The organism is Alteromonas sp. WD8-37 (genome assembly GCF_055326825.1).
This window is the reverse complement of sequence record NZ_JBUZOV010000001.1, coordinates 699,967-714,940: the sequence shown is the minus strand read 5'-3', so window position 1 is coordinate 714,940 and position 14,974 is coordinate 699,967. Positions and strand designations below refer to the sequence as shown.

Here is a 14,974-nt window from a genome sequence, read left to right as displayed (position 1 = left end):
TCCTTTTCATGGAGAGGTGTAGCCCGGAGCGATTAAAAGATTTTCCGCACCATATAAAGTCTGCCTATTTCTGAGCCATAGCTGATATTCAGCACCTCGTAATGAAGCATCTTCAGTACAATCAACATTCCACCTTCTTAACAAGTAACCAGCCATCGCCGCTCTGACGTTAACTTCGAGTTCGCCATTTACCATCCCAAAATCGAGTCTTATCGCTTCTGGGTACTCAACATTGTTTGGATGCGGGATTATTTCTAGCGGCACAATTCGCATCCACTGATGGTCATCAAGCTTATCTTCACCCTGCTCTACACTTGCCTTCGAGTTCGTTACTTTTGTTATCCGTGTTAGCACAAAGTCACGAAACGATTTGCTTTTTTTATCGTACGCTCGCACATGCCAACGCACGCCACTATCAACAATGCTGTGTGGTACTATTTCTCGATTTCCCGCACCGCTAGACAGTGACACGTAGCTAACCTTTATTGCCTGCTTGTTAATTATGGCTCTGGTTAGTGCAGCAATAACGAAGACATCAGGGACATTTAATTGGCTTGGTGATTCAACCGGAAATGCCGTGTCGCTAATTGCATCAAAGCCATCGGAGATTTGGTGCGACATTTTAATGAGCGTTCTACGCGCATCATGTACAAAAACAGGCTTAAAGCTATGACTTTGAAAGTACTTTTTTACTTTCGCGTCATAAACCATATTTTTCGGTGCCAAATTTTTGTAAAGGTTTATGTCGCGTGATGCCGATGAGACACCAAGTTGAAAAAAACTTACAACTTCAGCTCGAGTAACATATCCCACAAACATTAATTTAAAATCGATGTAAGCAAGACGTTGTTTCTGCGCGTAATTTAGTTCTTCAATGCTCATGCGAAAGCACCCAAATCATACCAAAGTACAGTGTGTGTCATTTTGATACGAATATCAATTCAAAAAACGATTATTTGAGTGTTATTTATGTGGAGGTGCAGGACGTGCGGGTAATTAATAAACCGTATAATAATAGGCTTATCAGTAAGATAGCGTCACTATTGACCATAGCATACACTGTTGTGAAAGACCATTTTTTCATCACATTCATGTCGCTTATGGTAATTCAATCTTTCACAAAACATCCGTAAACGGCGTATGTTTAAATGAAACGACGCGAGGAGATGGTGATGCATTTGGATTTAAGTGAAGCTTTAACCTACGAACTAAAAGATAAAATCGATAGCATTATCTCCGCCGGATACGATAGTGATAATTTGTTTATGAAGTGGAACGAGTTATATGGGCCAATGCGATGGGAAAGTATAGAGTTTCAAGCAGTCACCCAACAATTAGCAGCGGCTAAGTGTCCATTGTCGGCGCTTTTTCTTGGGTTAACGTTAAGTTCCTACTCAAAAGTACACGGTCCTGTCATTTCTGATGAAACAGCTTTGTATTACCTTCGTTTAGCATTCAATTCTTTTATTCAAGACGAATGTGATGACTTGGCTTATGTTAAAACTCAAAGCAAAGGAGATTTATTTTGGCTTCACATATGTTGGGTCTATGTAAGTCATGAGAAACAAGTCGGTAGCAATTTGGACTCCCCTACCGAAAACTATGCTTTCTCCTTTATGGCCGACAAAGTTAAAGAATTCAGAAGTAGAAACGCAAATGGGTAGATTAAATATTAGTTTGCAATGTGTAGATGACGATACGTGCTATCGGATTATGACCGAAATTGGAGTGTCGTGTTTCAACGCCAGAAGAGTGAACGAAATTGAAGGTACGTTCGGTGGCTATAACATAGACAACGGGATGAACGACATAAGAGCAATACGTGAAGACAACATCATTCACTTTCATGCCAGATACAAACATGACCAGTCACGCTTAGAAAAGAGAATTCTGGATTATTTGACTGAGGCTGAAACGCCGGGGATTAAAATCATCACATCCTCCGCTCCCAAAATGTGACTATAAGGTACTTAATTCGTGAAAGATCGACGTGTGATACCAATCAACGAATATAAGAACAAGCTCGAAATGCATGCGCTACTAAAGCAATCTCATAAGCTTCTGTCGAAGCAAGAAGCTACCCATCCATTCGAAGCTATTCACATCTTTGAGGGCTGGGAACGGCTGGTAAACGGATTTCTATTGCACCGCTTGGACTATGAAGCAAAAAAGCTTGGAGATTTCCTGGTGATCGCTGATATCAAGTACAAGTTAGACGGTATGTTAATCAGCTATGACAGCCGCTTGGGTGCGGACTACGATGACATAATCACCAATCTGGCAACTTAACGAAGCGCAGACGAATTAGTATCAAATCCCAACCAAATTGCAAAGAAATTTGAGCATGCTAAGCTGGTATAAACGACGAGTAAAACTGACAGGAGAGCCACTATGGTAAATGGTACAGATGAATTGGGGATTTAAGTTTATTCACGTGTACTAGCACAGACTTTTTCAATTAAGGCGAATACTTCATCGACCGTGGCATCTCTTGTATTTAATGCCGCTGCCACAAGGACATGGCTTGTTGCGTCCGACTTTTTTGGGTTTATCAAAAGCCTTCGATATCTCTGTAGTATTCAGATCCACTCTCCTTCGAAAGTCATTCATTTTTCTAGCATCATCGTAAACGTGAGCATTCTCTTTAGTACACGTAAGTGGAATCTCTACTTCGAAACTTTCTGCTGTCGCAAACTTGCCATCTTTAGTTACTTTGAGAAACAGGCCAATAATGTTTTTGGTATTGGCAAATAGCGAAGCTGCACTAGCTTTATCATTGACCTTCTTCCAATCGGTTTCGATTTGTTGGTCCTGAATCCATACAAAAATAGGTATTCCATCACCAAGGAAAGTAAAGTAACGAGCCGGATGTTGCCTCAATGTGTTCCGGAGGTTTACCAGAAATTGAGCAAAATTGTTGCGAGCTTCTTCTCCGAAGTCTCGAATGTAGCTATCTACCTTTAGCCAGCCTGATGCTCTAGTCGAGTTTAGAGAGTTGAGAAGATTAATAATCTCGCTTGGGAATTCTTGAGCAGGAACTGGTTTTGTTTCCCAATCACTTTGTTCGAAGGTCCTATCAACTATTCTGCTCATTCCATCCCAGATTGTCATCGAAGCATTTTTATTTTCTAGTTGTTCAAGTATTGTAAGGTCAAACCTATTCTTGGAGATATAAGCCCCAAGATGGTCCAACTCATCATACAAATGAGCGTGACGTATTCCTGCAACAGCTTGACGAACTTCAATATAATGTGCAAACGCTCCGGCTGTAGGTAAGAATCTTTTCAGTACAAATAGATCATCAATCGACATTGACACGAAAGCATGTTTTTCAAGGATTGGTTGAATATCTGGCAATTGTTTGCAGTATGCTGAAAAAGGCGAAAATGATTCTACGGTCAATCCTATCGGTACCATTACCCGATAATCATTTTTACGAAGCCTACCGCACTCAATATATTTACCGTTTTTTAGCGTGAAAATTTCAACCTCATCTGCGGAGTTAAGATAATTGAAGAAACGCTCACATTGTTTATATGCTTTTAGTACGAGGTCAGTTACAGATTGGGCATGACGATTGAAGTCGATAGCTGGCGATGCAATCGTCGCTGCCGCACCTGCTTTCGCTTCAACTAAAAAAAGAACGTCGTCTATCAAAATAAGAGTGTCGTTCTCGCACCATTGCCTTGTAATCGGATCTTTGTAATAAACTTCATAGTAAACGGTTGCTCCCTGTAACTGATTCTCCAAAATATCAGGAAAAGCCTTTTCGCTCATTTCCTTTTGGCGTTCTTTAAATTCGTCTTTATAGTCAGGACGTTTTTGTAAAAGATTAAAGAGAAGAGCGCGATACCCAGCGTCACGGACAAAGCAAGGGTCGATGGCGTGAAAGTCTTCACCAAGCTTTATCAGTGGTTTCTTTCTAACAGGAAGTGTTCTGAACGGCGTTCCTGAGAACTCACCATTTGCAAAGAAATCATCGTCCTCACCACGTTCATAAGCAAGATCTGCCAATAAAGTCATTGGCAGGTCGGTGTGGCGGCTTACATTTGTGATTCCACCCCAGAACATATCGTCCATGGCCGATGCGAGCATCTCTACACTACAGGGGTTTTCTGATTTCCAGATTTCTACAACGTCTTCTATAGCTTTACCTTGTTGACTAGCAAGAGTGTTTGCAGATTCAAGCTGCTTGTATATCTCTTCAAAAGCATTTGCCTGTCCTGATCTTTGAACATCGGTCAAGGCTTGAAAACCAGCTGCAACCTCTTTCGCTCCAACGCCATAAACTTCCCGTAGGGTGCCTTCGTGTGGCGCGAGTACGAAATTATAAAACTCCTGTTCCAAAACTTGATGGCGGTGACCTCGTATTGAAACCCAATTCAATTTAGCATAAAACTCAATTTCGGAAGTATCAGGGCCAAAAGCCCCATCCTTAGAGTTGGCGGACGAAGCCATGGCGAAAACAATCGATTTGTTTAACAGCTCGCTACTTAGCTCAAATAGTTGGTTGCATTTTGTCTCATCAAAACTTATTCCTGCGGGACTAATATCAGACGCAAGGACTGCGTGAACATACTCAAGCAAAAATTGTGTTTTGTTTATAGCATCAACTGCTGGAGGTTCATCATTAATGGAATTACTGTCTATCTGGTCAACGTTAACCTGCAACAAACGATGGGAATACAGGTAACCCAAAAGATCTTCTGGCGGCATACTGAGTATTAAGTCACGGATACTCAAAGCGATAGCTTCCATCTCTTTTAATATGGTGGCAGCGGCTTCTTGTTGTTGCTTTTCTATCGTTGCTAATTCCATTAACGATCCTTTTTATTTAATTGGCATTAAGCAGTTATACCCTGCCGTTGAGATACATTGCTTTGCAGCAAACAGAATAACCTACTCACCACTTAGTTAAAAACAAAAAGCATATAGGCATTTAGCCTCTGACGGTTACTTGATGTTCAAAGATTTAAAATACTCCATTAGCCGCTCCCTAATTTGGCGTTCTGGCTTACATTGGATATAGGCACCGTTATCAAATTTCTTCTCATTGTCTAAGAAGGCCTGTTTAAGCATCGAATAGCTAATTAATTTTTTGGAGAAAAGCACAAAATGAGAACGTTCTGGTGCCGATTCAGCCATAATCATCTCCCATGGGCGAATATTTCTTTTTTCCCCCACTGTACTTGCTATTTCTTCAAATGCTTTTCCTATTGACTCTGAACCTATTTTTTCAAGCGGCTTTATTAATTGAGGCATTTTTTTCATGAAATCACCAACGTCCCTTCTAGAAGATGGAAATTGGTGTTTTGTTGGCTTCAAGTAAACATTGTGTAGTATTTGATGAAAGATCCTTTGTGCACTTTCATTTTGGATAGTATCGATTCTTGGGTCGAAAAGGTCTCTTGGAACACCTATTTTAGGTGGCTTCGGGATAGAAATGGAGTCTCCCGTTTCATGTGTTAAATCTGTAAGTAATTTTATTGTTTTAAGATTAATATCAATAGGCTTACTGGTTAGCCTCAAGGCCGAGAGGTTTTTACGTAATTCTTCTGATAGTTTCATCCAAGGGTGTGTCATCAGCCTTACAGCTAGCTCTAATGAAGTAGTCTTATAACTTGGTCCTAGACCTATGTCTTTCCAAGCATTTAGTAATAAATAAGCTCCATATTGCGTTACCCCAACCATATTGCTTTTGGAATCTTCTGAGATATGCATTGGGTTCAGACCGGTACGCTTTAAAAGCATTTCAGCTTGAGTTTTCCAACCAGGAACGTTCGTAGATGGTTTACAGAGCAATCTACAACTATTACCTATCTTGTTTTGAGAATCGCTCTTTGTGGCAACACTAATGCTGCCATCACCAATGTAGAGTCCAAGGCAATATCGAATTAAAGCCTCATCGTTCCACTGATGTAAAACTTTTGGATAAGGACTCATACACGATGCCTTGACACCGGGTCCACCAAAATGTTGCATTAACCATGCAGTTAAGAATAATGATTCAATGCTTCTAGAGTCTTCCCCTTTTAAATCAAGAGCAAACATATTTTTTTTTAGGTCAGATAAACCTGGTTTTTGACTAGCAATACCAGTGTTGGTATTTATTATTGATTCAAATAGCTCCTTGAAGTGCTGTACCTTCATCATAATGGTGGCGACAGAACGATTTAAATCAATTCCTCCATCGCTGTTATACAACCCGACCAATAGCGGAATGTGTTTTTCATCGAAGACCTTTATTGGGTCAAACTCTTGGTATTCTGGAAGCAAAGTGATGGCTTCCAGCTTTAATTCATTGAGTATCATCTGCCAATAGGCTTCAAACATACGTTTGTTCAAGTTTTTATATGCTTTTTCCTTACGGGAGTAGTACTCCATCCCAACTAAGACCTTGGCCATCTCGCTCTTTTTTGGCCAACCGGAAAATTTCCTTGAAATTACCTCTTGTAAAAAACTTAAAGGAAACGTGAACCCATCAATTCTTGCTTCTTTATTTGCATATCCTTGCCCAAAGTAAAACTGACCACTTGTACAATGTTGTGCAATTTTATTTTTAAATTTCGATTTTAAGGTTTCTTCAAACTCAATAGCTGCCATAGATTACTCCACCACAAAAACACCATACCGCATGGTGCATTATGATCTATCATAGAAATATCCCGATTTTTATAAAGTAAATTTGACAAAAAAATCGGTTAGAGCTGGTTTACCTAAGAAAAAACATGCGTTTGCATCACAAACATTATTATGAATTTGGTATTGTCGGGGCCATTTACCTTAGCACTAAGATTGGATTAACTGTCACAGAAAGCAGCTCTCTGATGAGGTCGAAACCTACTCAACTGCAACTTCAGATGGAGTTCTGAATTAGTCACCTACGCCTAAACTGATTGTAAGATGCTTTCAGTCTTAAGAGTTATTCCAAAAGCTTAGCAAGTAAACTATCTGTAGTCCTTCTTGCCTGTTCAAGCTCGGCGAATAAATCATGCGTCGCTACTCGTGACTCAGCTGACTCCTTATTAACAAACCTTGATACACTCAACATGTACAAATCGTCATCGATTTCGTCTTCACTTGTCTGAAAGTTCACTCTAGCCGACAAACCCGGAACGATTTCTCTCTCTGTAGTAATTTTTAAAATGGTGTCTATGTCAATAAGCTTGTTTATTTTGCCGAACGGTTCATAAAAGTTTGAAGCATCAACGAACAAAACATCATCATCGTCCCTACCCTTTTTAATCAGGACAACGAACAAAGATACAGATCTTGCATTTATTAATCTGGGAGGTAGTTCAATAACTGCATCTATCAGATTGTCTTTTAGTAGGGCTTTTCTGAATTCACGGTCTTTTTCACGTGTTAATGCGCCTTTGCCGACTACTGCCGCGATAGTACCTTTATCCTTGACGCTCCATATCATGTGTTCAATTAAAGCAAACTCCAAAAATGCATACTCACTTTCACTTTGGCGAAACCTGTTTGTATTAAAGGGCCCATCTACAGAAAGCTTCGATAGCTCTCGCTTACGCTTAATCCTCGCCGGTTCATATAATGTAACCGCAGCATTGAACTGCTTGGCACTTACAATTGGCTGCATTGCCAAAGCATTGGTGTTAGACACTTCGACTGATGAAGCATCTGCGATTAACTGTCGTTGGTGAAAGTAAATAGCTTGCTGATCGTAACTTTCACACGTCCAGTCTAGTTTCTGCGAATTACATGCAATGAGACTGTCCAAGTAACCACTTCTGGCGTTCGGATCATAAATGCTGCCGGAGTTCGGTAAGATTCCGGCAAGGAGTTTCGCCAACTCATGCGGCTCTATATCAAATTGAAACCCCTCTCTAACTCTCTCTTTCGGTGTAAAATTCATTACCTGCAATCGAGTTAGCGTTTGTTCATATATCTCTATTGCCTTTTGCCTGGATATAACACCACCATCGCGCTCAAAAACAGCGAAGACTTGCTTGATTATGCCGTCGCTATCTCCTTTAAAATTAACAATAGGTGCTAAGGCATTTGGATGCTGCTGACTCAGCTTTTTAGGATTGATTGTTTCTAGAAACAATGAGCTGTCGTTTTCAGTTAGTTGAAGGAAATCGTTAACGGTGCAAAGACAGATTGTCACTAAACTCAAAAAATAGGCTCTTTGTTCTGTATTACGTTGCTCTAAGCCAAAGTCAAAATACATCTTAGCTAGCGCGGCTGATAGAGACTGGCTACTCATCATCGGCCTCCATCAGGTTTGATACGACGACATTCAACTCTCTCATGCGCTCTAAAGTAAGCGACCTGTAGATTTCAATTTCTTTTTGAATGGAGCAAGCTAATTGAACTATCAGACTTTGCTTCTCTTTTGAAATGGTCGGAATCAATAATCCGTCAACGGTCTTGGTATTCAAGGCGCTTTGATAACTGCCAGTACTATTGTTTTCGAACCAACGCTGAACTGGCTCTGTATTCAAGTATGTCATTATGAATTCGTGCGAGTAACCAGCATCTGGTCTTAGCTTAATCACTATAAAATGCTGATTACATACGGTATTTGAAGGAATTCCCTGAAGTAAAACTGCATGACGATTAGGTCCTTTCGGATATAGCAATATAGTGTCTTCTGACAGACATTTAACTTCCCTATTTACCCGGATTTCAGTCAAAACCAGTTCGTCTAAATTGATACGAACTTGTCCATCTTCCTCAACCAGGTTTCCGGGTTGTATGACGTAATGAGTGCCATTTTCACTTGGCTTAATGGCTCCGCGAAATGACCTTCCGCCGGTGATTTCTGCAATGTCTGCAAGTGTTTTCATTGTTGTTATTTTACCCACCGTTTATTACACCATGTGAAATTTAGCACTTTTTATTGACAAAAGCTATTAAGCCGATCAATCATTAACTGCACCACGGGGTATGGTGCTTTATATTGAGGTTTTATATGTATCAGAGAAAATTAAAAAAATATGGAAAAAAGGCACAACGCTTTTTGACACCGATGAAAGCAATCGGGCGTCAACGACCCGAAAGTGAATTTGAGCTATCTTATATTCTGTATCTTGAATTCGATGAAAGCGTTGAGTCGTTTAAATGGCAGCCAACTAGTTTCGTTTATACCGTCAATGACGAACAAAGGCGATACACCCCGGAAGCAATCGTAAAGCGAGTAGACGGGACTATTGAGATTGTTGAAGTAAAGCCGAAGCGATTTGCTTCGGACCCAAGCTTTCTGAAAAAGTTTGGACTATTGAACGACTTTTTCTTAATGAATTATCACCGCCCTCTTACGCTGGTGACTGAAGATGATTTTTTTGACGAAGTTGAGCAGGAAAACTTCAGGGAACTTCATAAGTACAAGAGTTATGACTTCTCCAGATACGATTTGAAGAAAGCTCTAAAAATCTTAGCACCAGCTAAATCCGTGGGTGAACTCTATGAGCTATGCAGCCGACTGAATGTTACAAAAGCTTTCGGTCCCGCTTTAATCGCTACTAAAAAAGTAATCGTTGATTTTAAGCAACCGTTCTCATTTGATTTACCTGTGGAGGTGGTCCATGCGTAGATCAAATTCAAAACGTTTAAGTCAACAACGCTTGGAACTGCTTGAGAAAACAGGATTGCCCACGTGTTTTCTATCAAATTCGCTGAATTCAGGTTCATCATTACGTGTCTTTAACGCGCCTATGCGAACAGCTTTACTGAAAATTTGGAGTAAGCCCTTGTACGTTGCAGGTGCCTCAACGACAGAATGCATGGGGGTGCCTGCATGATTAATTATTTAAACATTCATCAAGTTGCGGGAAAGAAAATCACACACTTTGGTGAAGTTGCAAATATCAGTGCCGTAGATGAGCGAACAAAACAGGTCTTTATTGAATTTGAGAGTGGAACCATCACTAAGCTCCCTTTCGATCACTTTAAAGATTTGGTTCAAAATCAGGACATTTGTTTTGTTGCTAACGTCAAAACCCCTTATGACGGCACTGCGCTTACAGATGCTCAAAAGGCCGAAGTGACCAGGAGGGAAGCCTATTTCCATGCTTTGCTTTCACACAAGCACCCTACAACGGTGATTCAATATGTCATTGATGAGGTAAAAGCAGAAATTAACGACCCTATTGGTTACAAACCATCAACACTGCTAAAGCATTTTAAAAAGTACAGGGATGCTGGTTATAGCGCTATCCCCCAGGTTTTACGTTGTCGAAAGCGCATTAACCATCTTGATCCTGAAATTGACAGATTACTTGAGCAGGGAATTGAACTTCATTACAAGAATCGTTCTGCGCCTACCATGGCATACGCTTATGCAAAAACTAAAAATATTTTCGAAGACATGGGCTACGCCGGAAATATGCCGTGTTACAAGACATTTTGTAGGCGAATCAAACAACGAGGAGAACTTGAATTAATTGAAGCAAGAGAAGGTGTTACAGAAGCTAAAAAATATTTACGCACCAAATTGAAAAAGTACAGCGCAATGCCACCGCTTTCTCAGATTGAATGCGACATGGCGCACTTTAACGTTGGACTTATCCACCGCGAAGGACCACACAAATACTTTCTTGGTTCAGTATCAATGGCTCTGGTGTTTGACATCGGAACTCGAAGCCTTCTTGGCTACGCGATCAGTATCGGAAACAAAGGTGAGTCGTCGGAGCTTGCAGTATCAGCTCTTTATCATGCGTTTAGTGAAAAGCCCGACAAAAATTACATTCAACACGGTGTTGCGAAGTTTGTAAAAGCTGATGCTGGTGCCGGTTACCGTGCAGATCCAATGCAAATGTTTTTAGATGCCTTACACGTTCGTTTTGAGATTACGGAAGTTAATGCTCCCTGGAAGAAGCCATTTGTGGAAAGCTTTGTGGGCTATTTGCGTAAAACATTTTTTGCCGGAGTCGATGGTTATTTAGGTAAGTTTGACCCCAAAAGGAGTAGTGACAAAACTGTAAAAAAAGAAGCGCAACTTACGCTGGATCAATTCAGACAAAAATTCAGTAACTTTTTAGCTGAGTATCACGATACTCCGCAGGCCGCACTTGGTAATAGGAGTCCAAATCAAGCATGGCGTGCTGGCACCGCACTCTATCAACCGTGCGTGCTTGCAGATACAAACGGCATCGAGAAAATTAAAGGGATCCGTAAAAAGGTCAAATATAACCCTCAGTATGGCGTGACTTATCAGTATCAGAAATTTAATAGCACGCTACTACAACAGATGTATGCCGCGTATGACAAATTAGAAAAATCTAAATTGAATTCAAGTACAGAAATGTATGTAGACATCTTTGTATGCCCAACAGACGCTGGTTCCGTATCAGTCGCCTACCCTCAGGCGTTAACAGACTCGCCTGGCGAATTGAAGCTATTAGAAGTACCCAATATTAATCCTGACGCACGAGGAAAGTATTTCGTAGAGATGGATGTAATCGAAGGGCGTAAAGAAGCTGTGCACGATGGCGAACAAGTTCTGATCAATGAAGATGCTCGTTCACGATACGGTAAGACACCTTCTAACCACGATCTGATCGACGTTACTGCCGAAATTCCAGCTAATGCTTTTGAAAGTGACGCTCTTCTCGAAAGCGTATTAAACACACCACACAGAAAACCAAATCAATCACGCGTAATTAGTGATATCTCAGACGGCGAATCTGAGGATTTTCTAATGTTTGATGATGCTTCTGACGTCGACTACAACGTTACAACTTTATAACTGAAAAGGGAGAATTAAATGATTTTTACTAAAGATAAACGCAATTTGCTTATTAAGACATTTATGGCAAAACGTTTTCAATATACACCAGTGGAAAAAGCTCTTGATCACATTCTCAAAGCGCGAATGGTCTGTGGCGACAAGTCCAATGGAAAAGTCCTAACCATCACTGGGGAATCCGGGTGTGGAAAATCGACAGTTTTAGAAATGTTCGAGAAACATCACTCTAAACCTATCGAAGCAGGAAAAGGCCTCACAAACGTAGTGCGTCTAAATCTTGCTGCACGTACAACCCCTAAGCAATTCCTAACCACTTTATTGAATCGCTTTCAGATTAAAGTGCCAGAGCGAACCGGTACGGAAGAGCTTGAAAGCATGGTTGCAAATAACATCAAAAATCTAGGTATTGAATATTTGCTTGTGGATGAAGCCCAACACAGCCTTCCGAACAAACTTAACGGTAAAAACACTCAGAATTTTGCGGACACAGTGAAGAATATCGTTGATAAATCGGGCGTTCTTATCGTGCTTTGCGGCTTACCCAGGGTTAAGTCCATTGTTCAAAATAAATTTCATGCAAGACCAGGCAGAGACCAATTGGAAGAGGAGCAACTTCTGCGCCGTTCAGTTACCGGAATTGAACTTACACCAATTAAACCTGGGGACGCTGAGCATATGGGTTCCATCGTCCAGGGTTACACTCAAATTTTCGAAGAGTTAAAAAGTGAGTTTGGGGTACATATCCTAACACTAACAACCCCAGAAATGCAGAGCCGCCTTTGGGCAGCTGGTGAAGGCCACTTTGGCCGTATTGCGGAAATCCTTGTAGGCACGTTTATTTTCATGCCGGACACAGGTCACATTACGCTCTCGACACTCAAAGAATCTTATAACTTCCGTGCAAGCTGGGGAAACGGCCTTGAATTCAATCCATTTGATTGTGAGAAAAAAGAGCTAAAAAGTTTTTTGACTTCAATTGTTGCAGAGGGAATCAAGACAAGGGAGATTGCAGCATGAAATTGCCGATAGACGTAGAATTTCATAGTGAAATGCATCCTAACTTTTACATTACACAGTTAGCCTCGGCGCATAGCTATCCAAGCCCAGAGCATATGCTTAAAGCTTACAATCAGACATTGGATAACAAGCGTATAGGAAATTTAGAAGCGCATTGTGCAGCAATCTTTGAACTCACAGGCAAGCATGTAGCGTATACTGAGCCTGCCTACTTAAAATATGATAAAGATCGTTACTTTACTACCCTTGTGGATAACAGCGTAAAGGTTTGCCCTGACTGCTTATCAGAAAATACTGCGCCATTTTTACACCGCTATGTGACAATGAATGTTTGTGAGAAGCATGGTTGTGAACTTCAGTCAGCGTGTAATCATTGTGGTGAACCTTACTCTTGGCAAAGAATGATGTTGGACGGTTTATGTCCATTCTGCTTAGAGCCAGTCCTTTTTAACAAAATAGGAGTACCGGCCTATCAAGAAAAGCTGCTTCAGTTACCTGTGGAGAGTAAAGCTGCATTCGTACACGACCTTTGCCTTGCCGCAGGTTTTGTTCTTCGCCCTTTTGACATCGTGCCAACTAAAATCAAACCGGCGGCTATTCAAAACTGGGATCAACTATTTAAGGATGCGTTTGATTTATTGACATCTCCCAACGCTATCGAAAACTGGTTGGCAAACATAAAGGAAAAAACTACAGGTTTAAGTTCACTAGGACTGAGAGGTGTATATGCAGGTCCGCGTTACTTATCAAACGAAACGAAATTGGATTGGGAGTTTTTGACTTCTCGCGTTGAAGATCCCCGATTACACTATTTGGAGCCTAAATATAAAGAGTCTTTGTCAGTTATCGACTCAGGCTGCTTCGAGATTTTGCCCTATTGGCGCAGCAAAATTGCGACTCCTGATGCTAAAGAAAAAGCAGCAAACACAATTTGCTTACCTCAGACAGTAGCAGACATTTTAGGTTGTGAAACGTATGACGTTTTCACTCTTATACACGAGAGCTATCTAACGTCATTGAACAGATCGAGAGTTCAATCTGAGACGGAATTAGACATCTGTGAACTGGAACGAAAGCTTAAATGTGCAATATCTAACACATCTGAGTTTACCAACTCTATAAACGAAGGCTTAGACCTATCTCACTTGAAGTATTTCTTTGCGGATCCATCATTTATCATAAAGGGATTACTGGAAAACAATGATGATTTAGCGGTTTTACCTGGGCTAGGTCCGGTTTTGCATCGACTTGATATCGTGAAAACGTTTAAATTTATCAAACGACTGCTTAACCACATGTATAGCTTTGCTAATGAAAAGATCGAAAAATCCGAGGTGACAAGGCTGTTCGGCTATACCAAAAAGGACTTTCGGTTTTTGGCTGAAGAGAACATTCTGAAAGCCCTGGGGTGGCAGCGATCCGGAGACTATTTCCGCGTTGGCGAAATCTTCAAGGCTGAGAAGATGATTTTTAATCTTCGTCGTTATTGTAAACTTCGCAACCTCAGTTATGACAGCATGCATGAAAAACTGCTGGTCGCAGGCATTCTGCCGATTGAAGAAACTTCATTTTATGCATGCAAGTTTCAAGTCCTCAGTTATATAAAATCCGGTGAGTTTAACCAACCGAAAAAACTTTACACTCGACAGTACAAACCATCAGCAATCCACTTGTTTTTGAAACGCCCCTAAACGTCGTTCGCCTGGCGTGAAAGAAAAATAATCATAAACGCCACTCTCCTTTTACAAACTACATCTGAACAACCGTCGAAGAGAACTCTTGATATTGAGTTTTTTCTAAAATACCTGTATAAATAATCCTCAGGAAACTCATGTAAAACAATCTCATATAAGTTGTCCTGGACACTAAAGAGACTCCGTTACCGAGTCCATAAACAGTAGAAAAATCTCACTTTTGGTGTCCATGCCCAGTAAAAATAAGCTGTCCAATCTCACTTAAAAAGTCCTTTTCCAGTTGTCTGGTTTGTTGGATTTGCGTGGCGCGCTCACGAGCAACTCGAGTCTCAAATCGGTGCGGATGTTCTTTGTGCTGAGTAAGGGTTTGATCATAAAAGAGATGATTTAGGCATCGATTCATATGCTGTCACACCTGTGAGCAGCGCTTATCTGGTATAATCAAAAGACATTTAACCTGTTTGAGGTATATAACTAATGCTTAAGCGCAGTCTGCTATTTACAGGATTTTCGCCACAAAGCTCTCGATATGTGAGAAAAAAGCGCC

General features: G+C 40.8%; 11 protein-coding genes. 6 read left to right on the top strand and 5 right to left on the bottom strand.

The features are described 5' to 3' along the window. Positions 1–6: 6 nt before the first annotated feature. Positions 7–882, bottom strand: coding sequence for a WYL domain-containing protein (locus ACTUJZ_RS03165; RefSeq protein ID WP_463634809.1), 876 nt, complete (start codon positions 880–882; stop codon positions 7–9). 266 nt (positions 883–1,148) lie between these two features. On the opposite strand from ACTUJZ_RS03165, the gene ACTUJZ_RS03160 reads away from it, so the two are divergent. Together ACTUJZ_RS03160 and ACTUJZ_RS03155 are read left to right on the top strand one after the other, a co-directional pair. Beyond that, on the top strand, positions 1,149–1,664 hold the full coding sequence (locus ACTUJZ_RS03160) for a hypothetical protein (protein WP_463634808.1): 516 nt from the start codon (positions 1,149–1,151) through the stop codon (positions 1,662–1,664). Between the two features lie 313 nt (positions 1,665–1,977). After that, positions 1,978–2,289, top strand: a complete 312-nt coding sequence (locus ACTUJZ_RS03155; RefSeq protein ID WP_463634807.1) for a hypothetical protein — start codon at positions 1,978–1,980, stop codon at positions 2,287–2,289. A 183-nt stretch (positions 2,290–2,472) separates the two neighbouring features. On the opposite strand, the gene ACTUJZ_RS03150 is transcribed toward ACTUJZ_RS03155, so the two are convergent. The 4 genes from ACTUJZ_RS03150 to ACTUJZ_RS03135 all read right to left on the bottom strand — a co-directional run bounded on the left by ACTUJZ_RS03150 (position 2,473) and on the right by ACTUJZ_RS03135 (position 8,816). Next, entirely contained in the window at positions 2,473–4,818 is a 2,346-nt protein-coding gene (locus tag ACTUJZ_RS03150; RefSeq protein ID WP_463634806.1) for a YecA family protein, read from the bottom strand. A 135-nt stretch (positions 4,819–4,953) separates the two neighbouring features. Beyond that, positions 4,954–6,603: a hypothetical protein gene (locus tag ACTUJZ_RS03145; RefSeq protein WP_463634805.1), complete on the bottom strand. Its 1,650-nt coding sequence runs from the start codon at positions 6,601–6,603 to the stop codon at positions 4,954–4,956. Positions 6,604–6,922: 319 nt separating this feature from the next. Further along, a complete protein-coding gene (locus ACTUJZ_RS03140) occupies positions 6,923–8,236 on the bottom strand; it encodes an N-6 DNA methylase (RefSeq protein ID WP_463634804.1) in 1,314 nt (437 codons plus the stop codon). Continuing rightward, a complete protein-coding gene (locus ACTUJZ_RS03135) occupies positions 8,226–8,816 on the bottom strand; it encodes a restriction endonuclease subunit S (RefSeq protein ID WP_463634803.1) in 591 nt (196 codons plus the stop codon). Before ACTUJZ_RS03135 ends, ACTUJZ_RS03140 begins: the two co-directional genes overlap by 11 nt. Before the next feature lie 125 nt (positions 8,817–8,941). Here ACTUJZ_RS03135 and ACTUJZ_RS03130 point away from each other — a divergent pair, with 125 nt between their 5' ends. The 4 genes from ACTUJZ_RS03130 to ACTUJZ_RS03115 all read left to right on the top strand — a co-directional run bounded on the left by ACTUJZ_RS03130 (position 8,942) and on the right by ACTUJZ_RS03115 (position 14,424). Beyond that, entirely contained in the window at positions 8,942–9,562 is a 621-nt protein-coding gene (locus tag ACTUJZ_RS03130; RefSeq protein ID WP_463634802.1) for a transposase, read from the top strand. Between the two features lie 204 nt (positions 9,563–9,766). Then, positions 9,767–11,716: a DNA-binding domain-containing protein gene (locus ACTUJZ_RS03125; protein WP_463634801.1), complete on the top strand. Its 1,950-nt coding sequence runs from the start codon at positions 9,767–9,769 to the stop codon at positions 11,714–11,716. A gap of 18 nt (positions 11,717–11,734) precedes the next feature. After that, positions 11,735–12,733 carry a TniB family NTP-binding protein gene (locus tag ACTUJZ_RS03120; protein WP_463634800.1) on the top strand — a complete coding sequence of 333 codons (999 nt, stop codon included), beginning with the start codon at positions 11,735–11,737 and terminating at the stop codon, positions 12,731–12,733. After that, entirely contained in the window at positions 12,730–14,424 is a 1,695-nt protein-coding gene (locus ACTUJZ_RS03115) for a hypothetical protein (protein WP_463634799.1), read from the top strand. Before ACTUJZ_RS03120 ends, ACTUJZ_RS03115 begins: the two co-directional genes overlap by 4 nt. Positions 14,425–14,974 lie beyond the last annotated feature (550 nt).

Bases quoted from the DNA above. Each gene is read 5' to 3' on its own strand.
- ACTUJZ_RS03165 (WP_463634809.1), bottom strand. From the start codon at position 882: ATGAGCATTGAAGAACTAAATTACGCGCAGAAACAACGTCTTGCTTAC.
- ACTUJZ_RS03160 (WP_463634808.1), top strand. From the start codon at position 1,149: ATGAAACGACGCGAGGAGATGGTGATGCATTTGGATTTAAGTGAAGCT.
- ACTUJZ_RS03150 (WP_463634806.1), bottom strand. From the start codon at position 4,818: ATGGAATTAGCAACGATAGAAAAGCAACAACAAGAAGCCGCTGCCACC.
- ACTUJZ_RS03145 (WP_463634805.1), bottom strand. From the start codon at position 6,603: ATGGCAGCTATTGAGTTTGAAGAAACCTTAAAATCGAAATTTAAAAAT.
- ACTUJZ_RS03140 (WP_463634804.1), bottom strand. From the start codon at position 8,236: ATGATGAGTAGCCAGTCTCTATCAGCCGCGCTAGCTAAGATGTATTTT.
- ACTUJZ_RS03135 (WP_463634803.1), bottom strand. From the start codon at position 8,816: ATGAAAACACTTGCAGACATTGCAGAAATCACCGGCGGAAGGTCATTT.
- ACTUJZ_RS03130 (WP_463634802.1), top strand. From the start codon at position 8,942: ATGTATCAGAGAAAATTAAAAAAATATGGAAAAAAGGCACAACGCTTT.
- ACTUJZ_RS03125 (WP_463634801.1), top strand. From the start codon at position 9,767: ATGATTAATTATTTAAACATTCATCAAGTTGCGGGAAAGAAAATCACA.
- ACTUJZ_RS03120 (WP_463634800.1), top strand. From the start codon at position 11,735: ATGATTTTTACTAAAGATAAACGCAATTTGCTTATTAAGACATTTATG.
- ACTUJZ_RS03115 (WP_463634799.1), top strand. From the start codon at position 12,730: ATGAAATTGCCGATAGACGTAGAATTTCATAGTGAAATGCATCCTAAC.